A 23,058-nucleotide genomic window follows, 5' to 3' on the forward strand; every position below is an offset into this window, starting at 1 on the left:
GTGTTCGAGGCCCCGGTGTCACGGGCCCCGGCGCCTCAGCGCCCGGTCATGCTCGGCAGGCCCTCGGCCGCCAAGCGGTCGATCAGCCGGTTCAGCAGCCGCTGCTCGTCCTCGCTGAAGGGCGCCAGCAGGCGCCGTTCGCATTCCAGCACCATCGGCGCCACCACCTGGTACACCTCCACCCCGGCCGCGGTCAGGTGCAGCACCGAGCGGCGGCGGTCGTCGCCGTGGGTCTCGCGCTGGATGAAGCCACGCTCCAGCTGCCGCGCCACCGCCCGGCTCACCGCCACCTTGTCCATCGCGGTGCGCTCGGAGACCTCGCCGGCCGACAGCCCCGGATACAGCGCCAGCACCGCCATCACCCGCCACTCGGTCACCGCCATGCCGTAGCGCTCGCCGTAGACGCGGGCGATGTTGCTGCTGATGCGGTTGGACAGCACGCTGATCCGGTACGGCAGGAACCGTTCCAGATCCAGGGAGGGCGAGTCGGGCGTCGGGGCGGGCGTGGCGATCGTCATGCTGCATTGCACCTTGCTGGTGGTTTCACTTGTAACTATAACGGAGGATACTACGGTCCATTCTCGCGAGTCTGGCGCCCGTCCGCATCCGAAATTTCGGCCCGGCCGCCGCGACTCCCCCCTCCAGGAGACGCGTCATGAATGCACAAGCGCAGCATCCGTCGCAGCCGACCAACCTCGGCATGCAGGTCACCACCTTCGAGAACCCGATGGGCATCGACGGTTTCGAGTTCGTGGAATTCGCCGCGCCGGCCGGGCAGGGCGAGCAGTTGCACGCGTACTTCCGCAGCATGGGCTTCACCGCGGTGCTGCGCCATCGCCAGCGCGCGATCACCGTGTACCGCCAGGGCGGGGTCAACTTCCTGGTCAACGAGGAACCGGATTCCTTCGCCGCCGACTTCGCGGCCGCACATGGTCCCTGCGCCTGCGGCTTCGCGATCCGCTTCCGGCACCCGGCCGACGACGTGTTCGCCAAGGTGCTGGAGAACGGCGGCGAAGCGATCGCCGACAAGGCCGACACCCGCGCGGTGCCGGCACCGGTGGTCAAGGGCATCGGCGACTGCATGCTGTATCTGGTCGACCAGTACGGCGAGAAGGGCTCGGTGTACACCGAGTTCGAGCCGGTGCCCGGTGCCGAGCAGCATCCGGCCGGTTTCGGCCTGACCTTCATCGACCACCTGACCCACAACCTGTACTTCGGCAATATGCAGCGCTGGTCGGACTACTACGAGCGCCTGTTCAACTTCCGCGAGATCCGCTACTTCGACATCAAGGGCGCCAAGACCGGGCTGGTGTCCAAGGCGATGACCGCGCCGGACGGCGTGGTGCGCATCCCGCTCAACGAATCGTCCGATCCGAAGAGCCAGATCAACGAGTACCTGGACGCCTACCGCGGCGAAGGCATCCAGCACATCGCCTGCTTCACCGACGACATCTACGAGACCGTCGAGCGCATGCGCGCGGCCGGTGTCGAGTTCCTGGACACGCCGGACACCTACTTCGAGGTGATCGACCAGCGCATCCCCAATCACGGCGAGGACGTGGCGCGGCTGGCGCGCAACAAGATCCTGATCGACGCCGACCTGGAGACCAAGCAGCGCAAGCTGCTGCAGATCTTCACCCAGAACTGCATCGGCCCGATCTTCTTCGAGATCATCCAGCGCAAGGGCAACGAGGGCTTCGGCGAAGGCAACTTCCAGGCGCTGTTCGAGAGCATCGAGCGCGACCAGATGAAGCGCGGCGTGCTCTGAGGGCAGATGCTGACAGCGCAGCGCGGAGAGTTCGGACAGCGGCATTAGCCCCTCTCCCATCGGGAGAGGGGTTGGGGTGAGGGTACGGTGGGGTCATGACGATCAAACCGCCACTACCCACATCGACACTGGCACACGCACGCCACCTACGTCGCACCATGACCGACGCCGAGCGCGCACTATGGCGTTGTCTGAGAAGCGGACAGTTGCAAGGTGCCAAGTTCCGGCGTCAGTACCCGATCCCACCGTATGTCGCAGATTTCTGTTGTGTGGCGGCAAAGCTGATTGTCGAAATCGACGGCGCGCAACATACCGAACCATGCGATGCCACAAGAACGCGTTGGCTGGCATCGCAAGGCTGGCGGGTCATGCGCTTCTGGAACAATGACGTACTGCTTTCGATCGATGCCGTGATCCAGGTGATTTGCGACGCCACTGGGTCGCCGTACCCTCACCCCAACCCCTCTCCCGGTGGGAGAGGGGCTTGATATCCAAGGCTCAAGCATATGCATGACCATCATCGCTACATGTCCGGCTTCGGCAACGAATTCGCCACCGAGGCGGTGCCCGGCGCGTTGCCGGTCGGGCAGAACTCGCCGCAGCGCGTGGCCCACGGCCTGTACGCCGAGCAGTTGTCGGGCACCGCGTTCACCGCGCCGCGCGGCGCCAACCGGCGCAGCTGGCTGTATCGCATTCGGCCGGCGGTGATGCACGGCGGCTTCGTCGCTTACGACCGTGCCGGCGCGTTCCACAACGACTTCCAGCGCGGTCAGGTGCCGCCGGACCAGTTGCGCTGGAGCCCGTTGCCGCTGCCGGAGACGCCGGTGGACTTCGTCGACGGCCTGTACACCATGGCCGGCAACGGCTCGGCCGAGGCGCAGCATGGCGTGGCGGTGCACCTGTATGCGGCCAACGCGTCGATGCAGGGCCGGTTCTTCTACAACGCCGATGCGGAACTGCTGTTGGTCCCGCAGCTCGGCCGACTGCGCCTGTGCACCGAACTGGGCACGCTGGAAGTGGCGCCGCAGGAAATCGCGGTGATCCCGCGCGGCGTGCGCTTCCGCGTGGAACTGCCCGACGGCCCCGCGCGCGGCTACGTGTGCGAGAACTTCGGCGGCCTGCTGCGGCTGCCCGACCTGGGGCCGATCGGCGCCAACGGCCTGGCCAACCCACGCGATTTCCTCACGCCGGTCGCCGCCTACCAGGAAGACGAGGGCGACTTCGCACTGATCGCCAAGTTCCAGGGCCATCTGTGGCGCGCGCCGATCGGGCATTCGCCGCTGGACGTGGTTGCCTGGCACGGCAACTACGCGCCGTACAAGTACGACCTGCGCCGCTTCAACACCATCGGCTCGATCAGTTTCGACCATCCCGATCCCAGCATCTTCACCGTGCTGACCGCGCCCAGTGACACGCCCGGCACCGCCAACATGGATTTCGCGATCTTCCCGCCGCGCTGGTTGGTGGCGCAGCACACCTTCCGGCCGCCGTGGTTCCACCGCAACGTGGCCAGCGAGTTCATGGGCCTGGTGCACGGCGTCTACGATGCCAAGGCCGACGGCTTCGCCCCGGGCGGCGCGTCGCTGCACAACTGCATGAGCGGGCACGGCCCGGATGCGGCCACCTTCGACAAGGCCTCGCAGGCCGACCTGTCGCGGCCGGACGTCATCGCCGACACCATGGCCTTCATGTTCGAGACCCGTGCGGTGCTGCGCCCGACCGCACAGGCGCTGGACGCCGCGCATCGCCAGCGCGACTACCAGCAGTGCTGGCAGGGCCTGCGCCGGCACTTCCGCGCGCCCTGAGCGGGCGCCGGCGCGGCCGCGTCGCTCAGGCTGCTGCCGGGACTGCCGCTGCGACGCACGGCGGCGCTGCCCGTCAGGCGGCCTCCGCCGCGGCCGTCAGCGCGCCGTGCAGCGATGCCGGCAGGATCTCCAGCACGCGCTCGCGGATGCGCTGCGCGTAGCGCTCGGAGGTCATCTCCGGCATGGTGCGCAGCGCCAGCGCGATCGCGCGCAGGGTGTCCTGCTCCTCGCGCGCGGCGCGCAACTGCAGCTGCAGGGCAGGCGAGGCCGGATGCCGCTGCAGTTGCAGCAGGTCCAGCAGATACATGCGTGCATTGAGCAGGGCGCGACGCGGGTCGGCCGGTGGTGGTGGCGCGCTCGCGACCACCGTTGCGGCGGCGACGCTGCGCCCATCGTCCAGGTAGCCCTGCTCCAGCAGCCCCTGCACGATCGCATCGGCGCCGCGGCCGCCCAGCGTGGCCAGTTCCTCGACGCTGCGCTGGCCGTCGGCCAGGATCAGCACGCGTCGCTGGCGCATGTCCAGCGGCGCATCGTGCGATTGCAGTGCCGCAAGGGCGAGGGCGGTCTTGCGCGGGTGCATGGCGGCGGGGTCGGTAGGCGCGCAGCGTGGCGCAGCGCGGTGAAATGCCGATGACAGGGGCGATGCGTCGGCGTGTCAGTGCCGGCAAGCGGCACGCCGTCGACGTGGTCGAACGCCTGGTCCGGGACGCGGCATGCCTGGCAGTGGGTCGCCGCTGCCGTGCAGGGCGAGGGCATGCACGCTAGCCTATGCGCTGGTCCAGCGAGGAAGTGCGATGAAGCCGATTCAACCAGGCGTGGCGGTGTTGCTGCTCGCGCTCGCCGCCTGCGACCGGCAGCCGCCCGCGCCGCCAGCCGCGCCTCCCGCACCGTCTGCGCCGGCGCAGGCGCCGACCGCGGCACCCGCCACGGCCGACGACGGCGCCTTGCCGCCGCCGGACATCGACCAGCCCGATAGCGACGTGCCGCCGGCACAGGCGCCGGCCTCGGCGCTGCCGCCGGAACTGGCCGCGGACGACCGGCAACTGGCCCGCATCGATGGCTATGGCGACCTGCGCCTGGGCATGTCGGCGGCGCAGGCACGCGCCGCCTGGGGCGGCGAGCTCGACGGCCAGCCCAGCGCCGGCAGCAGCTGCTACGTGCTGCGTCCGCGCTGGGCCAAGGGCAACAACCGGTTCGGCCTGATGGTCGAAGACGACAAGTTGGTGCGCTACGACGTGCGCACCCCCAAGGAGACCGCGCCCGGCGGCGGCAAGGTCGGCATGGACCTGGCGCAACTGCGCGCGCTGTACGCCGGTCGCGTGGAAGAGCAGCCGCACAAGTACGTCGAAGGCGCCAAGATGCTGCGCGTGCGCGGCGAGTCCGGCCAGCCTGGCGTGCTGGTGTTCGAGACCGACGCAGCCGGCAAGGCCGTCGCCTGGCGCGTGGGCCTGCCGCCGCAGGTGGATTATGTGGAAGGGTGTGGCTGAGAAGCCGGGAATAGGGAATCGGGAGTGGGGAATGGGAAGAGCATGAGGGTCGAGTGACTGAGGCAGCTGGTGCCGCTTTCGCCTCAGTGGCGCATGACCGCTCTTTGCTCCTCGCTTTTCCGATTCCCCATTCTCTATTCCCGATTCCCGGCCTTCAGGCCACCCGCAGCTGCCGCCGCTCGCGCCGCCGCGCGCGCCAGGCGTACCAACGTTCGCGCAGGCAGGAGAAGATCACGTACAGCGCCGGGGTGCTGAGCAGGGTCAGGCTCTGCGAGATCAACAGGCCGCCGATCATCGCGATGCCGAGCGGGCGGCGCAGCTCCGAGCCTTCGCCCAGGCCCACCGCCAGCGGCACCGCGGCCAGGATCGCCACCATCGTGGTCATCATGATCGGGCGGAAGCGCACGATGCAGGCTTCGCGCGCGGCCTCCAGCGGGGTCTTGCCGTGTTCGCGCTCGGCGACCAGGGCGAAGTCGATCATCATGATCGCGTTCTTCTTGACGATGCCGATCAGCAGCACCAGCGCGATCATCGAGATCACCGACAGCTCGGTGCCGGTGACCCACAGCGCCAGCAGCGCGCCCATGCCGGCGGCCGGCAGCGTGGAGAGAATGGTCACCGGGTGCACCAGGCTCTCGTAGAGCATGCCCAGCACGATGTAGACCACCACGATCGCGGCCAGCACCAGTACCAGCATCGAGTTCGGCTGCAGCTGCACGCCGAAGCCGCCGCCGTCGGCGATACGGATGTCGCCGGGCATGCGCAGCCCGGCCACGGTGGCGGCGATGATCGCATCGCCCTCGCCGGTGCTCACGCCTGGCGCCAGGTTGTAGCTCAGGTCCATCGTCGTGTACTGGTTCATGTGCGTGATCTGCGACGGCGCCAGCCCCGGCACCTGATGCGCCACCGCGGTCAGCGGGATCATCGTGCCGTTGCGGGTGGGCACGTAGATGCGGTTCAGCGCCGCCGGCGTGGCGGTCTGGTCCGGCAGCGCGTTGACCACCACGCTGTACTGGTTGAGGTCGGAGTAGATGGTGGAGATCTGGCGCTGGCCGAACGCGCCGTACAGCGCGCCGTCGATGGCGCCGATCGACACGCCCAGGCGCGCGGCCAGGGCGCGGTCGATCACGATGTTCTGGCGCAGGCCGGCGTTGTCCACGTCGGTGCCGACGTCGCGCAGCTTGGGGTTCTGCTTCAGGGCGGCCTGCAGCTTGGGCAGCCACTCCTGCAACTGCGCGTTGTCGTTGCCCTGCAGCGAGACGCGGTACTGCGCGCCCTGGCTGGTGCCGCCGCCACCGTCGCTGGGCAGGTCCTGGATCGCGCGCAGGCGCAACTGCAGGTCGGGGTAGCGGTCGGCCTTGGCGCTGAGCCGCGCCAGCACCTGCGCGGTGGTATCGGTGCGGCCTTCGTCGCGGCGCTTGAGCTCGATGTTGAAGCTGGCGCTGGAGCCCTGGCGGCTGCTGCCCAGGCGCGCACCGACGATCTTCACCGCAGGGTCGGACATCAGCATGTCGGTGATGCGGCGCTGGCGGTTGACCATGTCGGCGAAGGACACGGTGGCGCTGGAGGTGGCGCGGCCCCAGATCAGGCCGGTGTCCTGCGCCGGGAACGAGCCCTTCTTGACCGCGCCGGCCAGGAACACCGTGGCCGCGATCAGCAGCAGCGGGGTCAGCGCCAGCAACAGCGCGTGGCGCAGCGAGAAGTCCAGGGCCACGGTGTACACGCGCAGCATGCGATCGTGCATGCGCTCCAGCCAGGCGCCGAAGCGGCCGGGTTGCTCCGGCTCGGCGTGCGCGGACAGAAAGCGGCTGCACAGCGCCGGGGTCAGCGTCAGCGAGACCACCGCCGAGACGCAGATCGCCGCGACCAGGGTGACGGTGAACTCGCGGAAGAACACCCCGATCATGCCGCTGGCGAACAGGATCGGAATGAACACCGCCACCAGCGAGGCGGTGATCGAGACGATGGTGAAGCCGATCTCGCGCGCGCCGGCCAGCGCCGCGTCCAGCCGCGACATGCCCTCGTCGAGGTGGCGCATGATGTTCTCGATGACCACGATCGCATCGTCGACGACGAAGCCGATCGCGATCACCAGCGCCAGCAGGCTCAGGTTGTTGAGGGTGAAGCCCATGACGTACATCGCCAGCGCCGCGCCGGCCAGCGACAGCGGCACGGTGGCCGCGGCGATCAGCGTGGGCGCCAGCCGGCGCAGGAACAGCGCCATGGTCAGCACCACCATCGCCAGGCTGATCATCAGCGTGGCCTGCACCTCGTTGAGCGAGGCGCGGATGGTCGGCGTGCGGTCGAAGTACGCCGTCATCCTGGTGCCCGGCTGCAGGTAGGTGCGCAGCATCGGGATCTCGGCCTTGACCCGGTCCACCGTCTCCACGATGTTGGCGCCGGCGCGGGTGAACACATACATCACCACCGCCGGCTTGCCGCCGAACCAGGCCGCCTGGTAAGCGTCCTGCTGGCCGTCGTAGACGTTGGCGATGTCGCGCAGGCGCACCGCGCGGCCCTGTTGCTGGCTGATCACCACCTGGCCGAAGTCGGCGGCCTTGGCCACCGCGTCGTTGGCGACGATGGCCGTGGTGGTGGCGCCGTCGCTGAGGAAGCCGGTGGGCGAGGTGACGTTGGCCGCGCGCACCGCGTTGCGCAGGTCGTCCGGGGTCAGGCCCATGGCATTGAGCGCGCGCAGGTTCACGTCCACCCGCACCGCCGGCGTGGAGGCGCCGCCGATGTCCACCGAGGCCACGCCGGTGATCTGGCGCAGGCGCTGCGCCAGCAGCGAATCGGCGACGTTGTACAGCTCGTCGGCCGACTGCGTGTCCGAGGTCAGGGCGATGGCGATGACCGGGTCGTCGTTGGGATTGGCCTTCTGGTAGCGCGGCGTGGCCAGGCCGGAGGGCAGGTCGGCCTGCGCGGCGTTGATCGCGGTCTGCACGTCCTGCGCGGCCGAATCGATGTTGCGGCTGCTCTGGAACACCATGAACACCTGGCTGTTCCCCTCCGAGCTGGAGGAGCGCATGGTGTCGATGCCGGGCACCTGGCCCAGGTGCCGCTCCAGCGGCGCGGTGACCGTGGCGGCCATGGTCGAGGCATCGGCGCCGGCCTGGCTGGCCTGCACGAAGATCACCGGGATCGAGATGTTCGGCAGCGCCGCCACGCCCAGGCGCAGGTAGCACATCATGCCGATCACGAACAGGCCGATGGCCAGCAGCGCGGTGCCGATGGGGCGGCGGATGAAGGGCGCGGAGATGTTCATGGGGCAGGGAATGGGGAATGGGGAATCGGGAATCGCAGTACGCGCCCGGTGTCAGTCTTTCGAGGATCCGGCATGGAGTGAACGAGTCGGCAGCGCGCGGACTCGGCGCTTTCCGATTCCCGATTCCCGATTCCCGATTCCCGGCCTCTCACGCCCTTCCCTCCGCCGCCGTCGCCTGCCGCGCCGCACGCCGCTCGCGCCAGCGACGCACGCGCTCGGAGGCGCGTTCCATGTACAGGTAGATCACCGGGGTGGTGTACAGGGTGACCAGCTGCGACAGCAGCAGGCCGCCGACGATGGAGATGCCCAGCGGGCGGCGCAGTTCCGAGCCGATGCCGTCGCCCAGCGCCAGCGGCAGTGCGCCCAGCATCGCCGCGGCGGTGGTCATCATGATCGGGCGGAAGCGCAGCAGGCAGGCGCGGCGGATCGCGTCGTGTGCGTTGGCGCCCTCGCGGCGTGCGTCGATCGCGAAGTCGATCATCATGATCGCGTTCTTCTTGACGATGCCGATGAGCAGCACGATGCCGACGATGCCGTCCACCGACAGGCTCAGCCCGCACAGCATCAGCGCCAGCAGCGCGCCGACGCCGGCCGGCGGCAGCGTGGAGATGATCGTCAGCGGGTGGATGTAGCTCTCGTACAGCACGCCCAGCACGATGTAGATCAGCACCACCGAGGCCAGCAGCAGCCACACCACGTCGGTCTGGCTGCCGGTGAACTCGGCGGCCTTGCCGATGAACTCGGCATGCAGCTGCGGCGGCAGCTGCAGCTGCGCGCGGGTTTCCTCGATCGCCGCCACCGCCTGCGACAGCGAGTAGCCCTGCGCCAGGTTGAACGACACGGTGACCGCCGGCAGCTGCTGCTGGTGGCTGACCACCAGCGGCGTGGTCGACTGCTTGGCCTCGGCCACCGCCGCCAGCGGCACGGTGCCGCCGCTGCCGACGGTGATGCCGGTGTTCTGCGCGCCGATGCCGGTGGCGGTGGAGGAGTTGCTGGAGGTGGTCTGGCCGAAGCTGGTGGCATTGCTGGCGGTCAGCGCGCCGCTGCCGTTGCTGGCCACCGCCAGCTGGTTGAGCAGCGCGGTGCTGGTGCGGAACTCCGGCGCCACTTCCAGCACCACGCGGTACTGGTTGAGCTGGGTGAAGATGGTGGAGATCTGGCGCTGGCCGAAGGCGTCGTACAGCGTGTCGTCGATGGTCTGCATCGGCACGCCGAGGGTGCTGGCCTTCTCGCGGTCCACGTGCAGTTCCAGCGCACGGCCCTGGTTGGCCAGGTTGTTGTCCACGTCGGTCAGTTCCGGGCGCTTGCGCAGCGCCTCGGTCAGGCGCGTGGCCTGGGTCGCCAGCTCGGCGCTGTCCACGTCCGAGAGCGAGTACTGGTATTCGGTGGCGGCCACGCGGGTGTCCAGGGTCACGTCCTGCACCGGCTTCAGATACAGGGCGACGCCGGGCAGCCCGGCCACCGCCTTCTGCAGCCGCGGCAGCAGGTCTTCCAGGCTGTCGCGGTCGCTGCGCGGCTTCAGCACGATGCTGAGCTGGCCCTGGTTGAGGGTGGGGTTCATCGAGCCGGCGCCGATGAAGGCGGCCACGCCGGTCACCGCCGGGTCGCGCCGCAGCGCCTCGGCCACCGCCTGGGTGCGCTGCTCCATCTGCGGGAACGCCACGTTCTGGTCGGCCTGGACCACACCGGTGATCAGCCCGGTGTCCTGCTCGGGAAGCAGACCCTTGGGGATCACCACGTACAGCAGCACGGTCAGCACCATGGTCGCCAGCGCCACCAGCAGGGTGAGCTTCTGGTGGCCCAGCACCCAGTCCAGGCTGCGCTCGTACACGCCCACGGTGCGCGACCACAGCGTGGTCTTGCCGGCCGCCGCGGTGCGCTCGTGCGCGTCCTCGCCCTCGGGCAGGGCGTCGGGCTTGAGCAGGTAGGCGCACATCATCGGCGTCAGCGTCAGCGACACCAGCATCGAGATCACCACCGCGATGCTCAGCACCCAGGCGAACTCGTGGAACAGGCGGCCGGTGACGCCGGGCATCAGGATCAGCGGCAGGAACACCGCCACCAGCGACACGGTCAGCGACAGCACGGTGAAGCCGATCTGGCGCGCGCCGACCTCCGCGGCCTCGCGGCCGCTCTTGCCCTGTTCGATGTAGCGCACGATGTTCTCGATCATCACGATCGCATCGTCGACCACGAAGCCGGTGGCCACCACCAGCGCCATCAGCGACAGGTTGTCCAGCGACATGCCGGCGAAGGCCATCACCGCGAAGGTGCCGGCCAGCGACAGCGGCACCGCCACCGACGGGATCACGGTGGCCCACAGCCTGCGCAGGAACACGAAGATCACCGCCACCACCAGGCCGATGGTCAGGATCAGGGTGAACTTGACCTCGTGCACCGAGGCGCGGATGGTCTCGGTGCGGTCGGAGAATACGTCCAGGTGCACGCCGGCCGGCAGCACGCCCTGCAGCTGCGGCAGGATCGCGCGGATCTGCTCCACCGTCTGCACGATGTTGGCGCCGGGCTGGCGGCGCACTTCCAGCAGCACCGCCGGCTTGCCGTCGGCCCAGGCGGCGAGCTGGTCGTTCTCCACCCCGTCCACCACCTTGGCCACGTCCGACAGCCGCACCGGCGCGCCGTTGCGGTAGCTGATCACGGTGTCGCGGTACTCGGCGGCGCTGGACAGCTGGTCGTTGGTGCCGATGCTGTAGGACTGGGTCTTGCCGTTGAGCGAGCCCTTCGGCGCGTTGACGTTGGTCTGGGTCAGCGCGCTGCGCAGCGCCTCCAGGGTCAGGCCCATGTTCGACAGCTGCGCCGGATTGACCTGGATGCGCACCGCCGGGCGCACGTTGCCGGCGATCGACACCAGGCCCACGCCCGGCACCTGCGACAGGCGCTGGGCCAGGATCGAGTCGGCGTAGTTGTTGACCTCGCGCAGCGGCAGCGTGTCGGAGCTGAGCTTGAGGGTGAGGATCGCCGCGTCGGCCGGGTTCACCCGGTTGTAGACCGGCTGGTAGGGCAGCGAGGAGGGCAGGGTGGACTGGCGGATCGCCGCCTGCACGTCCTGCGCGGCGATGTCGATGTCGCGGTCCATCGCGAACTGCAACACGATCGTGGACAGGCCGGCCGACGAGTCGGAGGTCATCATCTGCAGCCCGGAGATCTGCCCGAGCTGGCGCTCCAGCGGCGTGGTCACCAGCGAGGCCATGGTGCTGGCGTTGGCGCCGGGATACTGCGTGGTCACCACCAGGCTGGGCGCGTCGATTTCCGGCAGCGCCGACACCGGCAACTGCCGGTAGCCGAGGATGCCGAGCAGCAGCACGCCTGCCATCAGCAAGGTGGTGGCGATCGGGCGGCGGATGAAGATCGTCGAAAAGCCCACGGGGAAGATCCTTGCTGGTGAGAGTCCGGCGCGGCCAGGCCGGCGCCGGGAAAGACGGCGGAATCAGCGGGGGCCGTGGCCCCGTGCCGCGATCGCGACGCAGGGCGGGAACGCCGCCGCCTGCGCGCGATCCGGCCGACGCCCGCCACGCAGGCGCGGCAGGGCCGTTGCCGCAGCGCGCCGCGTGCGCGGCACGCTCAGCGCGGCCCGCCGCCGCGGCGTCCGCCGCCGCGCTGCTGCTGCTTGCCCTCGGCCGCCTTCAGTTCGGCCTCGGTCGGCTCCGGCGGCGCTTCGCCCGGCTTCAGCGCGTTCACCTTGGTGCCGGGCTTGAGCCGGAACTGGCCCTCGGTGACCACCCGCTCACCGGCCTTCAGGCCTTCGGTCAGCTGCACGTGGCTGTCGCCCACTTCCGCGCCCTGCTTCACCGTCTGCATCTTGACCGTGTTGTCGGCCTGCACCACGTACACGTAGTCGCCGTTGGGCCCGCGCTGCACCGCCTGGGTCGGTACCACCACGCCGTCGGCCACGGTGCGCAGGGTCAGGCGCACGTTGACGAACTGGCCCGGCCACAGCGCGCGGTCGTCGTTCGGGAACACCGCGCGGACCTTGAAGGTGCCGGTGTCGGCGCTGATCTGGTTGTCGATCACGTCGACCTGGCCGTCGCTGGCGATCGGATGCGCATCGGTGCGGTCCAGCGCGGTCACCGGCAGCGGCGCGGCGGCCTGCGCCTGGCGCACGTCCTGCAGCTGGATCTCCGGCAGGTTGAAGGTCACGTAGATCGGGTGCACCTGGGTGATGGTGACGATGGTGCTGCTGGTGCTGACGATGTTGCCCACGTCCACGCCGCGGATGCCGGCGATGCCGTCGCTGGGGGCGAGGATGCGGGTGTACTGCAACTGCACCTGCGCCGCACGCATCTGCGCGTCGTTGGCGGCGACCGCCGCTTCGTACTGCGCCACCTGGTTGCGCTGGGTGTCCAGGTCGGTCTTGGCCACGTACTGGCGGTAGGCCGGCGAGTCGGAGCGCTGGAGGGTGGAACGCGCAGTGGCCAGCAGCGCCTGGTTCTGGCGCTTGCTCGCCGCGGCCTGGTCGTAGCTGGCCTGCAGCGAGCGCGGGTCGATCTGCGCCAGCAGCTCGCCCTTCTTCACTTCCTGGCCTTCGCGGAAATTCAGGCTCATCAGCTGGCCGCCGACCTGCGGGCTGACGGTGACGGTGCTCAGCGCGGTCACCGTGCCGGTGGCGGTGGCGTAGATCGGCACCGCCTGGTGGGTGGCGGCGACGACCGTCACCGGGACCGGCGTGTTGTCGCTGTCGTCGCCCATGCCGTCACCGGGGCCGCCGCCCTTGTGATGTCCGCCGCGCATGACGCGCATGCCCACCACCACCACGGCCACCGCTGCGAGGATCAGCAGCGCAATCTTCCAGAAACGCGACATCCGGGGAAACTCCTGTGGCGAGGCGGGGTGGAGGGCCCTCCCGCAGTGGCTGGTGACGAGCGAGAAAGCATATCGCCGGCGCGTTGCGATTGGACCATGACTGAAGGGACAGACCCTGCGGGCGGGCAAGGCCGGTCGTCCGCTCTCGCAACGCGCAGGCGGCGCATCGGTTGACACGGATTCGCAAGGGTTTTTTGTCCGCAGCGGGATCCGTGGCCGCCCCTCGCCGGCGGCCGATGCACTACAGTGACTGAACGCCCGTTGCGTCCCGATCTGGAGCCCTGCCATGCCGCGCCTGTCCCGCCTGCTGTCCGCGATGCTGTTCGCCGTCCCCGCCCTGGCCTGGGCGCAGAGCGCCGAGCGCCCGGAGGTGACGGCCGCCGCGGCCAGGCTGCAGGCCAAGGTGGTGGAGTGGCGGCGCGACTTCCACCAGCACCCGGAGCTGTCCAACCGCGAGGAGCGCACCGCCGCCAAGGTCGCCGAGCGGTTGCGCGCGCTGGGCCTGAAGCCGCAGACCGGCATCGCCCACCACGGCGTGGTGGCGATCGTCAAAGGCGCGCTGCCGGGGCCGAAGATCGCCCTGCGCGCGGACATGGACGCGCTGCCGGTGACCGAGCAGACCGGCCTGCCGTTCGCCTCCAAGGCCACCAGCGAGTACCGCGGCGAGACCGTGGGGGTGATGCACGCCTGTGGCCACGACGCGCACACCGCGATCCTGCTCGGCGTCGCCGAGGCGCTGGTGGCGATGCGCGCGCAGCTGCCGGGCGAGGTCATGCTGGTGTTCCAGCCCTCGGAGGAGGGCGCGCCGGGCAACGAGGAGGGCGGCGCCTCGCTGATGCTCAAGGAAGGCCTGTTCCGCGACTTCAAGCCGCAGGCGATGTTCGGCCTGCACGTGTTCTCCAGCGTCCAGGCCGGCAAGATCGCGGTGCGCGGCGGCCCGCTGATGGCCGCCTCGGACCGTTTCAGCATCAAGGTGATCGGCCGCCAGACCCACGGCTCGGCGCCGTGGAACGGCATCGACCCGATCGTGACCAGCGCCGACCTGATCGGCGCGGCGCAGACGGTGATCAGCCGCCGCGCCAACCTGTCCAGGCAGCCGGCGGTGCTCAGCTTCGGCGCGATCAAGGGCGGCATCCGCTACAACATCATCCCCGACGACGTGGAGATGGTCGGCACCATCCGCACCTTCGACGAGGACATGCGCCAGCAGATCTTCGCCGACCTCAGGACCGTGGCCGAGCACACCGCCGCCGCGCACGGCGCCAAGGCCGAAGCGCACGTGCCCGACCAGGACGGCAACCCGGCCACGGTCAACGACCCGGCGCTGACTGCGCGCATGCTGCCCAGCCTGCAGGCGGTGGTCGGCGCCGGCAACGTCTACGAACCGCCGCTGCAGATGGGCGCGGAGGATTTCTCGTTCTACGCGCAGCAGGTGCCGTCGATGTTCTTCTTCGTCGGCGCCACCGGCCCCGGCATCGACCCGGCGACTGCGCCCAGCAACCACTCGCCGCAGTTCCTGCTCGACGAGACCGCCCTGGACGTCGGCCTGCGCGCGATGCTGCAGGTGGCGTTGGATTACTTGAAGCAGTGATTGGGGAGTCGGGATTGGGGATTCGTAAGCGCATGGGTGCGGCGGCTTAGGGAATCGTCATCGGTGCTGCCCCATCGCATATCCGTTGGAGCGGCGCTCGATCGTCCCGGGGAGTCAACCGTCATGCAGGCGCGAGGCGCGAGTGGCGCGCTTGCCGATGGCGCAATGCGTCGGGACTGAAGTCCCTCCCACAGTGCATCCGGCGGGCTCGCGGTGAGCCTTTGTGGAAGCGACCTCGGTCGCGACGTGCAACGCCTCGCATCGACGCAAGCACGTCGATCCAGGTGAGCCAGATTTTGCTTTTGCCAATCCCGAATCCCAAATCCCGAATCCCCGCCCCATACACCTCCCAGCCAGAACGCGCCCGCTACACTGCACGGCATGAACACCCCCAAGGATTCCAGTCTCGGCCGCGAGGTCGCCTACCCGTCGCAGTACGATCCCGCGCTGCTGTTTCCCATCCCGCGCGCTGCGGCGCGCACCGAGATCGGTCTCGACCCCGCGGCGCTGCCGTTCTTCGGCGTGGACCGCTGGCACGCCTACGAACTGAGCTGGCTCGATGCGCAGGGCAAGCCCTGTGTCGCCACCGCGACCCTGCACGTGCCGTGCGCCTCGCCCAACCTGATCGAATCCAAATCGCTCAAGCTCTATCTCAACTCGCTCAACGCGATGCGCTTCAACAGCGCTGAAGCGCTGCGCAGTTGCATCGTCACCGACCTGTCGGCGCGCGCCGGTGCCGACGTGGCGATGGAGTTCGGCCTGCCGCCGATGGACACGCTGGGCGAGGGCGAGTCGCTCGATGCGTTGGACATCGCCATCGACTGCTACGGTCCGCCGCGTCCGGACTTCCTGTCCGCTGCCGACGGCGACGTGGTCGAGGAAATCCTCACCAGCGAATTGCTCAAGTCCAACTGCCCGGTCACCGGCCAGCCGGACTGGGCCTCGCTGCATGTGCGCTATCGCGGCGGCCGCATCGACCGCGAAGGCCTGCTGCGCTACCTGATCAGTTTCCGCGAGCACGCCGGCTTCCACGAGCAGTGCGTGGAGCGCATCTTCCACGACCTGATGACCCGCTGCCGGCCGCAGTCGCTGCAGGTGGAGGCGCGCTACACCCGCCGCGGCGGGCTGGACATCAATCCCTGGCGCGCCACCGCGGACGTGGCCGAGCCGCTGAGCTTCCTGCGCGATCTGCGTCAGTAGAGCGGCGCTGACACCGCGATTGCGCCATCGGCCGCGACGCGCGACTTCATCGACGCGGCCGAGCGTGCTGCAGTCGGGACTGAAGTCCCTCCCACAAGAAGCGCCCTGCGGGGAGCGCTGTCGTCAGCTTCTCTGCGGCAGACCGTGGTTCGCGCAGTCGTCGCCTGGACGATGCGCCCACATGGCGATGGTGGCGTGTGTTCGCGGTTCTGCCGGCATGCACGGTCCCGAGCATGCGAGCGACACATTTCGCCGCGTTGGCATACGCGCGGCGCGCCTGAACCGCAGCCGCGCGGTTCACGGTCGCGCGATCCTTTTTTAACAAATCCTGTGACACCGTGGCAGCGTCCCATCACGCAGGAAGCCACGCGATGAACAGCGACAAGCGCGCCGATTTCTCGGCGGTCACCGCCAAGGTGGACACCACCGCCGACGTCGTACAGAAAGCGGATTTTTCCGCCGTGCAGAGCAAGGTCGACAGCACCGCCGAGCAGGTGCAGCAGGTGTACGTGGTCAAGCCTGGCGATTCGTTATCCAAGATCGCCAAGCTGCATTACGGCGATGGCAACGCCTGGACGCGCATCTTCGAGGCCAACCGCGACGTGCTGGCCGACCCCGACAAGATCTATCCCGGCCAGACCCTCAAGCTGCCCGCCGGCGCCTGAGGCGTCGCCACCACCACCTTTCGTTATTCCGACAGGAGTCCCCACCGATGAAGACCCGCTCGATCTCCGCATTTTCGCCCCTGATGATCGCCCTGGTCGGCGCGTTGGCGCTGGCCGGCTGCAAGAAGCAGGAGCAGCAACAGACCGTGTCGCCCGATCCCACCTCGTCCGCGCCGACTGAGCAGATGCCGGGTCCGGCCGCAGCCCCGGCGGAGCAGCCGGCGCCGGCCGCCGCAGGCGCCAATGCGGTGAACGTGGCCGCCGTCGCTGTCGGCAACACGGCCGCGGCGGACAAGTCCGTCGCGCCGATGACCACGCTCGCCAGCAAGGACAAGATCATCGTTTCGGTGAAGACCGAGGGCTCGGCGACCAACGCCAACGTCGGCGCCAAGCTGGTGTTCCAGGACGGCCAGACCGCCGGCGAGCGCACCGAGACGCTCAATACCAGCGGTGCCGACACCACCAACTTCGAGTTCACCAATCCCAAGGGCTGGCCGGCCGGCCAGTACAAGGCCGAGGTCACCGTGAACGGTCAGGCGGCGGGCACGCCGCAGACGTTCGAGGTGAAGTGATCCAGGGCTGAGGCCCGGTCACGGGTCGCACGCGCCGCCTCTCTCCCGGCACGTGCGACACGCTGGCGCAGCCGCGAGGCTGCGCCTTTTTTATGCGTGGCCCGATGCGCCGACAGCACTGCCGATGCGCTGGAGGAAGAAGGTGTGTGGGGACTTCAGGACACTCCCATAGCCCGGAAACCCGTCATAGGAGCGGCTTCGGCCGCGACCGGCCTTAGCGGGTGCACCCGTCGCGGCTGACGCCGCTCCTGCCACGGAGGCGCAAGTTGCATCCGGGGGATCAGCGGCGCTCTTCCATCCCGACGCACGTCCTGGACGATGCCTTGCCGTCCACTCGGCGGCGTCTGCGCGCACCACCGCTGGCCAGCACCGCGCAGCCGCGCACGGCGATCAGTGATGCGCGTGCAGATCCAGCATGCGCCCACCCACCACCACCTGGCGCAGGCGCAGGTCGCTGTCCAGCACCGCCAGGTCGGCGCAGGCGTCGGGGGCGATGCGGCCGCGGTCGCCCAGGCCCAGGTAGTCGGCCGGGAAGGTGGACACGCGCTGTGCGGCATCGGCCAGTTCCAGGCCCGCCTGCACCAGGTTGCGCAACGCCTGATCCATGGTCAGTGCGCTGCCGGCCAGCGAGCCGCTGGCCAGGCGCACGCAGCCGCCGCACTTGTGCACGCGCTGCTCGCCCAGTGCGTATTCGCCGTCGGGCATGCCGGTGGCGGCGGTGGCGTCGGTCACCGCGTACAGGCGCGGGATCGCGCGCGCGGCGAGGCGAATCACGCCGGGATGCACATGCTGCAGGTCGGGAATGAGTTCGGCGTACTGCGCATGCGCCAGCGCCGCGGCGGCGATGCCGGGGCGGTAGTGGTCCACGCCGGTCATGCCGTTGAACAGGTGGGTGAAGCCGGCCGCGCCGGCCTGCAGCGCCGCCACGCCGTCCTCGTAGCTGCCGGCGCTGTGGCCGAGCTGCACGCGGATGCCCAGCGCGGTCAGCGCCGGAATCAGCGCGGTGTGCGCACCGATTTCCGGCGCCAGGGTCAGCACCCGGATTGGCGCCAGCGCGTGCCATTGCTGGACCTGGGCGAGGCTGGCCTCGATCGTGCGGTCGGGCTGCGCGCCCAGCCGCTGCGGGCTGATGAAGGGGCCTTCCAGGTGCACGCCGGCGATGCAGGCGGCGTCGGCATCGGGCGCGGCCATGGCCGCGGCGACGCCGCGCAGTGCGTGCGCGATCTCCTCGACGCCGGCGGTCATGGTGGTCGCCAGCAGGGTGGTGGTACCGAAGCGCAGGTGGGTGCGGGCGATGCGCCGCGCCGCGTCGCCGCCCTGCATCAGGTCCACGCCGGCGGCGCCATGCACATGCAGGTCGACGAAGCCCGGCAGGATCAGCGGCAGCTGCGGATCGTCGCCGCCACTGTGGTCGTCCACCTGCAGCCGGCGCACGTGGGTGTCGAAGTGGACGTGGCCGCGGCGCCAGCCCAGCGGGGTGAGCAGGCGGCCATGCAGGGAACGCGTGTCGGTCATGGCGCGGGCTCGGCGACGATCACCTCGATGCCCAGCCGCTGCAGCCCCTCGCGGGTGGCCTCGTCGATGCCGGCGTCGGTGATGATGGCGTGGATCTGGTCCAGGCGGGCGATGCGGTGCAGGCTGACCCGGCCGAACTTGGAGGCGTCGGTCAGCACCACGATGCGCCGCGCGCGCTCGACCATGCGGTGGTTGAGCCGCGCTTCGGCCTCGTCGTGGGTGGTCAGGCCGAACTGCAGGTCCAGGCCGTCCACGCCCAGGAACAGCGTGTCGAAACCGTAGGCGTTGAGGCTGGCCTCGGCCTGGCTGCCCTGCAGCGACAGCGACTGTTGGCGCAACTGGCCGCCGGTGAGCAGCACGTTGATGCCCGGCGCGTTGGCCAGTTCCCAGGCGATGTTGAGGCCGTTGGTCATCACCGTGACGTCGCGGTGCGCGCGAAGGTGCCGGGCCAGGGTCATCGTGGTCGAACCGGAGTCGATGATGATGTTGGCGCCGGGCTGCACCATGCGCGCGGCGCAGGCGCCGATCGATTCCTTCAGCGGCAGGTTCAGCGCGTCCTTTTCATGGATGTCCTGCTCCTGCGGCGGCGTGCGCACCAGCGTGGCGCCGCCGTGGGTGCGGGTGGCCAGGCCCTGCGCCTCGAAATGGTTGAGATCGGCGCGAATGGTCACCGCCGACACGTCGAAGCGTTCCACCAGGTCGGCAACCTGCACCGTGCCGTGTTCGAGCAGCGACTGCAGGATCTGCTGGCGGCGGGAGCGGGTGTTGCGCATGGCCATTCTCGGATTCGCGGGCGACCGGGAAGATTAGCCGTTCGCCGCGACGCCGGCAGCCGCTTCGGCGCGTGGCTGGCGCGCGCCGGCGCGGTTGGCGCTGCAGGCGCGGGCGTATTCGCCCAGGCACAGGCCGATGCGGTGCTGGACTAGGGCCGCCGGGGTATTGGCGAGCTGGCCGGCGCGCACCGCGCGGTACTGCTCGGGCAGGAACTGGCTGAGCAGCACCAGCGGCGGCGCATGCGCTTCCAGGTTGGCGAACAAGGTGTCCACCGCCGCGCGCACCGCCGGCGCGCCCCAGTAGTAGCGGCAGCGGTCGCTGAAGGAATGGCGGCGCAGCAGGCGTTGCGCGGCGGCGTCGCCCGGATAGTAGGACTGCCAATATCCGGGTTGCGCAAGCATCGCCGCGTCCAGCACCTGCGGCAGTTGCGAGCACTGCGCCGCGGGGAGCAGTTCGGCTTCGATCGCGGCCAGCGCGCACAGCGCTTCGCGGTAGGCGAAGGTGGCGGCCGGGCCGACCTTGAGGATGGCGAAGTGGTCGCGCACCAGCGCGTGCAGCGCGTCCTCGCGCTGGTAGTCGGTGGAGTGCGCCTCGAACACGATGCGCGGTTGCTGCTCGAGGAAATCGGCCAGCGCGGCGGCGGCGGCCGGGTCGTAGTCGTGCACGCTACTGTGGTCGAAATCCACGCCCGGCTGCACCACCAGCGCGATCACCCGCTGCCACGCGGCGCGCAGCGACGGCGTGTCGAAGGCCCGCCGGTGGATGGCCAGGGTCTGCGCGGCCGCGGCCGGCGTGGTCACCTGCAGGCCGCCGGCCAGCGAGGCTTCGCCACCGGGAATCGGCACCTCGGTGCCGATCACGTACACCGGCGGCGGCAGCCCATGTGCGGCGGCGGTGCGCTCGGCGATCTCGGCCAGTTCGGCCGACCGCGCGGCGACGATGGCATCGGGCAGCGGCACCGGGTCGTCGGCGCAGGCCATGCTGCAGTCCAGGTGGATCTTGTGGAAGCCCGCGGCGACGTACTGTTCGATCAGCACGCGCGCATGCGCCATGGCCTCGGCGGCCGGCCCCTTCTGCCAGGCGTTCGGGCCCAGGTGATCGCCGCCCAGGATCAGCCGCGCGCGCGGGAAGCCTTCCGTGTCGGCCAGTGCGCCGACGTAGTCGCGGTATTGCGCCGGGGTCATGCCGGTGTAGCCGCCGAACTGGTCGACCTGGTTGGAGGTGGCCTCCACCAGCAGCAGCGTGTCGTGGGCCAGCGCGACCTGCATCGCCGCGCGCAGCACCTGTTCGTTGCTGCAGCAGACGCTGTACAGGCCGACGTTGGCGCCGGCGCGGTGGGAGGCGAGCAGGGTCTGCAAGGGCGACATGGACACTCCGGCGGATCAGGAATAAGCGGGATGGCAGGCCAGCAGCGCGGCACCGCGGGCGCCGCCGGCATCGCCGAAGCGCGGCGGCACGATCGGCGGCACCTGCACGCCGGCGAACAGGTGCGCGGCGATGGCGTCGGGCAGTTGCCGGTACAGCGGCGGGTATTGCGACAGCCCGCCGCCGAGCACGATCACGTGCGGGTCCAGTGCCAGCACCACGGCGGCCAGGCTGTGGCCGAGCAGGTCGCGGTGGATGTCCAGCGCCTGATGCGCGCGCGCATCGCCGGCCTCGGCCAGGGCGATCACCGCGCTGGCGTCGGCGGCGTCGCTGCCGAGATGGCGCGCGATCGCCGCCACGCCGCTGCCGGACACGTAGCGCTCCACGCAGCCCTGCAGGCCGCAGCCGCAGTCCAGCAGCGGCAGGCGATGGCGCTGCAGCAGGTGCCCGGGCACGCTCCAGTGGCCCCATTCGCCGGCGATACCGTTGCAGCCCGCGAGCAGGCGGCCTTGCACGCAGAAGCCGCCGCCGGCGCCGGTGCCGAGGATGGCGCCGAACATGCTGGGGTAGCCGTCGGCGGCACCGCCGTGCGCCTCGGACAGTGCGAAACATTGCAGGTCGTTGCCGATGCGCAGCGGACGCGGCAGCCGCGCCTGCAGGTCATGCGCCACGCACTGGCCGGTCAGCGCCGGCACGTTCGCGCTCAACTGGCGGCCGTTGCGGCGGTCGCGTACACCGGGCAGGGCGATGCCGAGCGGGCTGTCGTGGTGGCCGAGCGCGGCATCGGCCGCGGCCACCAGCGCCACCACCGCCTGCAGGAAGCCGGCGTAATCGCCCTGCGGCGTGGCCACGCGGCGCCGCCACAGCACCTGCAGCGCGGCGTCGCAGGCCACCAGCTCGATCTTGGTGCCGCCGACGTCGAGGCCGTAGCAGGTGGGCGCGCCGGTCTCAGCCATGGTGGATGGTGACGCCCTGGACCACGCGGTTGACGGTGCCGTCGGGGAACGGATTGTCCGGGGTCAGGCCGAGCGCGGCCGAGCGCTGCAGCGCGAACAGTTGCGCGAAGCCCAGCCACAGCGGCGCCAGCCACGGATCGTCCAGGCCGGCGACGGCGAGCGTGTGGTCGTCGCCGGCCCCGATGTCCGCATGCGGGCCGATCGCCAGCACCTGGCCGGCCACGCCATCGCGACGCAGTTCGTCGAGCAGGTCCTGCTCGTAGCGGCGCGCCAGCGGCTGCACGCTGCGCAGCATCACCACCAGGGTGCTGCGGTCGAGCGTGGACTTGGGGCCGTGGCGGAAGCCCAGCGGCGTGTTGGCCAGCGCCAGCACGCGGCCGGCGGTGAGTTCCAGCACCTTCAGTGCGGCCTCGCGCGCCAGCGCTTCCAGCGGGCCGCTGCCGAGATAGATCACCCGCGCGAACGGGCGCTGCGCCAGCGCCGCCACCGCGCCATCCCATTGCGCCAGGCCGCGGTCGGCCAGTTCGGCCAGCCGCTGCAGGCGCGCGCTGCGCGTTTCCCACGGCGCACGCTCGAACACGCTCAGCGCCGCCAGCAGCATGCAGGTCAGGCTGCTGGTCATGGCGAAGGCGCGATCGCAACTGGCCGGCGGCATCAGCAGCGTGCAGGTGTCGGCGCGGCCGGCGCCGCGGCGGGCCAGTTCGCCGTCGGCATTGCAGGTGATGTCGAGGAAGCGCGCCTCGTCCACGTCGCTGCGCACGCGCTCCACCGCGGCCACGCTTTCCGGGCTGGAGCCGCTGCGCCCGAACGACACCAGCAGGGTTGGCCGCGCGCGCTGCAGGTACAGCGCCGGATGGGTCAGCAGGCTGGTGGTGTGCACCGCGCGCACCTCGGCCGGCCACTGCGCATTGATCGCGTCGGCCACCATCTCGGCGATGAAGCCGGAACTGCCGGCGCCGGTGAACAGCACGCGCTGGTTCGGATCGGCGAGGCGGTCGCCGAGGAAGGCCTGCAGGCGGTCGCCGGCCTGCGCCAGATCCTGCGCCAGGGTCCGCCACAGCGCCGGCTGCTGGGCGATCTCGCGGGCGGTATCGGCCCCACCCAGGCGCTGCCAGGCGGATGCATCGGAAAGCGGAAGGAGGTCCATGCGGTGGTTCCTGTTGGGCCAGCGCACCATCCGGCTTTTCTTTCGAAATGTCAAACATCGAAAGAAAAAAGAAAGTATTTTTTGTGCCAAGCGTGCCTGCGGATCGCCCGCCCTAAAACGAAAGGCGCAA

Annotated in this window: 18 protein-coding genes; 8 read left to right on the forward strand and 10 right to left on the reverse strand. The window is 69.9% G+C overall.

All coding sequences use genetic code 11. The features are described 5' to 3' along the window. Window positions 1-35: 35 nt before the first annotated feature. Window positions 36-518, reverse strand: coding sequence for a MarR family winged helix-turn-helix transcriptional regulator (locus SLW56_RS11315; RefSeq protein WP_010341302.1), 483 nt, complete (start codon window positions 516-518; stop codon window positions 36-38). A gap of 182 nt (window positions 519-700) precedes the next feature. Here SLW56_RS11315 and hppD point away from each other — a divergent pair, with 182 nt between their 5' ends. The 3 genes from hppD to hmgA all read left to right on the forward strand — a co-directional run bounded on the left by hppD (window position 701) and on the right by hmgA (window position 3,573). Beyond that, on the forward strand, window positions 701-1,768 hold the full coding sequence (gene hppD, locus SLW56_RS11320) for a 4-hydroxyphenylpyruvate dioxygenase (RefSeq protein WP_087963682.1): 1,068 nt from the start codon (window positions 701-703) through the stop codon (window positions 1,766-1,768). 158 nt (window positions 1,769-1,926) lie between these two features. Then, window positions 1,927-2,256, forward strand: coding sequence for an endonuclease domain-containing protein (locus SLW56_RS11325; RefSeq protein ID WP_242004418.1), 330 nt, complete (start codon window positions 1,927-1,929; stop codon window positions 2,254-2,256). Between the two features lie 18 nt (window positions 2,257-2,274). After that, window positions 2,275-3,573: a homogentisate 1,2-dioxygenase gene (hmgA, locus tag SLW56_RS11330; protein WP_152236752.1), complete on the forward strand. Its 1,299-nt coding sequence runs from the start codon at window positions 2,275-2,277 to the stop codon at window positions 3,571-3,573. Between the two features lie 73 nt (window positions 3,574-3,646). On the opposite strand, the gene SLW56_RS11335 is transcribed toward hmgA, so the two are convergent. Beyond that, a complete protein-coding gene (locus SLW56_RS11335; RefSeq protein WP_152236751.1) occupies window positions 3,647-4,153 on the reverse strand; it encodes a hypothetical protein in 507 nt (168 codons plus the stop codon). Window positions 4,154-4,367: 214 nt separating this feature from the next. On the opposite strand from SLW56_RS11335, the gene SLW56_RS11340 reads away from it, so the two are divergent. Continuing rightward, window positions 4,368-5,060, forward strand: coding sequence for a lectin (locus tag SLW56_RS11340; protein ID WP_267121894.1), 693 nt, complete (start codon window positions 4,368-4,370; stop codon window positions 5,058-5,060). Window positions 5,061-5,214: 154 nt separating this feature from the next. On the opposite strand, the gene SLW56_RS11345 is transcribed toward SLW56_RS11340, so the two are convergent. The 3 genes from SLW56_RS11345 to SLW56_RS11355 all read right to left on the reverse strand — a co-directional run bounded on the left by SLW56_RS11345 (window position 5,215) and on the right by SLW56_RS11355 (window position 13,143). Further along, on the reverse strand, window positions 5,215-8,325 hold the full coding sequence (locus tag SLW56_RS11345; RefSeq protein WP_320694851.1) for an efflux RND transporter permease subunit: 3,111 nt from the start codon (window positions 8,323-8,325) through the stop codon (window positions 5,215-5,217). 148 nt (window positions 8,326-8,473) lie between these two features. Next, a complete protein-coding gene (locus tag SLW56_RS11350) occupies window positions 8,474-11,707 on the reverse strand; it encodes an efflux RND transporter permease subunit (RefSeq protein ID WP_320694852.1) in 3,234 nt (1,077 codons plus the stop codon). Between the two features lie 197 nt (window positions 11,708-11,904). After that, on the reverse strand, window positions 11,905-13,143 hold the full coding sequence (locus SLW56_RS11355) for an efflux RND transporter periplasmic adaptor subunit (RefSeq protein WP_320694853.1): 1,239 nt from the start codon (window positions 13,141-13,143) through the stop codon (window positions 11,905-11,907). 286 nt (window positions 13,144-13,429) lie between these two features. Between SLW56_RS11355 and SLW56_RS11360 the strand changes: the two genes are divergently transcribed. From SLW56_RS11360 to SLW56_RS11375, 4 genes are all read left to right on the forward strand, one after another. Next, window positions 13,430-14,734, forward strand: coding sequence for a M20 family metallopeptidase (locus tag SLW56_RS11360; RefSeq protein ID WP_320694854.1), 1,305 nt, complete (start codon window positions 13,430-13,432; stop codon window positions 14,732-14,734). A gap of 381 nt (window positions 14,735-15,115) precedes the next feature. Then, window positions 15,116-15,934: an NADPH-dependent 7-cyano-7-deazaguanine reductase QueF gene (queF, locus tag SLW56_RS11365; RefSeq protein WP_320694855.1), complete on the forward strand. Its 819-nt coding sequence runs from the start codon at window positions 15,116-15,118 to the stop codon at window positions 15,932-15,934. A 371-nt stretch (window positions 15,935-16,305) separates the two neighbouring features. After that, a complete protein-coding gene (locus SLW56_RS11370; RefSeq protein WP_017911040.1) occupies window positions 16,306-16,599 on the forward strand; it encodes a LysM peptidoglycan-binding domain-containing protein in 294 nt (97 codons plus the stop codon). A 47-nt stretch (window positions 16,600-16,646) separates the two neighbouring features. Then, window positions 16,647-17,171, forward strand: a complete 525-nt coding sequence (locus SLW56_RS11375; protein ID WP_017912389.1) for a hypothetical protein — start codon at window positions 16,647-16,649, stop codon at window positions 17,169-17,171. A gap of 390 nt (window positions 17,172-17,561) precedes the next feature. Here SLW56_RS11375 and SLW56_RS11380 read toward each other — a convergent pair whose 3' ends face one another. Genes SLW56_RS11380 through SLW56_RS11400 form a run of 5 tightly spaced genes read right to left on the reverse strand, consistent with a single transcriptional unit; the run spans window position 17,562 to window position 22,928 of the window. Next, a complete protein-coding gene (locus tag SLW56_RS11380; RefSeq protein WP_320694856.1) occupies window positions 17,562-18,686 on the reverse strand; it encodes an amidohydrolase family protein in 1,125 nt (374 codons plus the stop codon). Further along, a complete protein-coding gene (locus tag SLW56_RS11385; protein WP_026143390.1) occupies window positions 18,683-19,459 on the reverse strand; it encodes a DeoR family transcriptional regulator in 777 nt (258 codons plus the stop codon). Before SLW56_RS11385 ends, SLW56_RS11380 begins: the two co-directional genes overlap by 4 nt. 33 nt (window positions 19,460-19,492) lie before the next feature. After that, a complete protein-coding gene (locus tag SLW56_RS11390) occupies window positions 19,493-20,827 on the reverse strand; it encodes a D-tagatose-bisphosphate aldolase, class II, non-catalytic subunit (RefSeq protein ID WP_152247118.1) in 1,335 nt (444 codons plus the stop codon). Between the two features lie 15 nt (window positions 20,828-20,842). Then, on the reverse strand, window positions 20,843-21,781 hold the full coding sequence (locus tag SLW56_RS11395; protein WP_152236744.1) for an ROK family protein: 939 nt from the start codon (window positions 21,779-21,781) through the stop codon (window positions 20,843-20,845). Continuing rightward, window positions 21,774-22,928, reverse strand: a complete 1,155-nt coding sequence (locus SLW56_RS11400; protein WP_295964144.1) for an SIS domain-containing protein — start codon at window positions 22,926-22,928, stop codon at window positions 21,774-21,776. The genes SLW56_RS11395 and SLW56_RS11400 overlap by 8 nt, the downstream gene beginning before the upstream one ends. Window positions 22,929-23,058 lie beyond the last annotated feature (130 nt).

The sequence above is a fragment of the Xanthomonas sp. LF07-6 genome, from assembly GCF_034105445.1.
In the GTDB taxonomy this organism is placed as follows: Bacteria; Pseudomonadota; Gammaproteobacteria; order Xanthomonadales; family Xanthomonadaceae; genus Xanthomonas_A; species Xanthomonas_A sontii.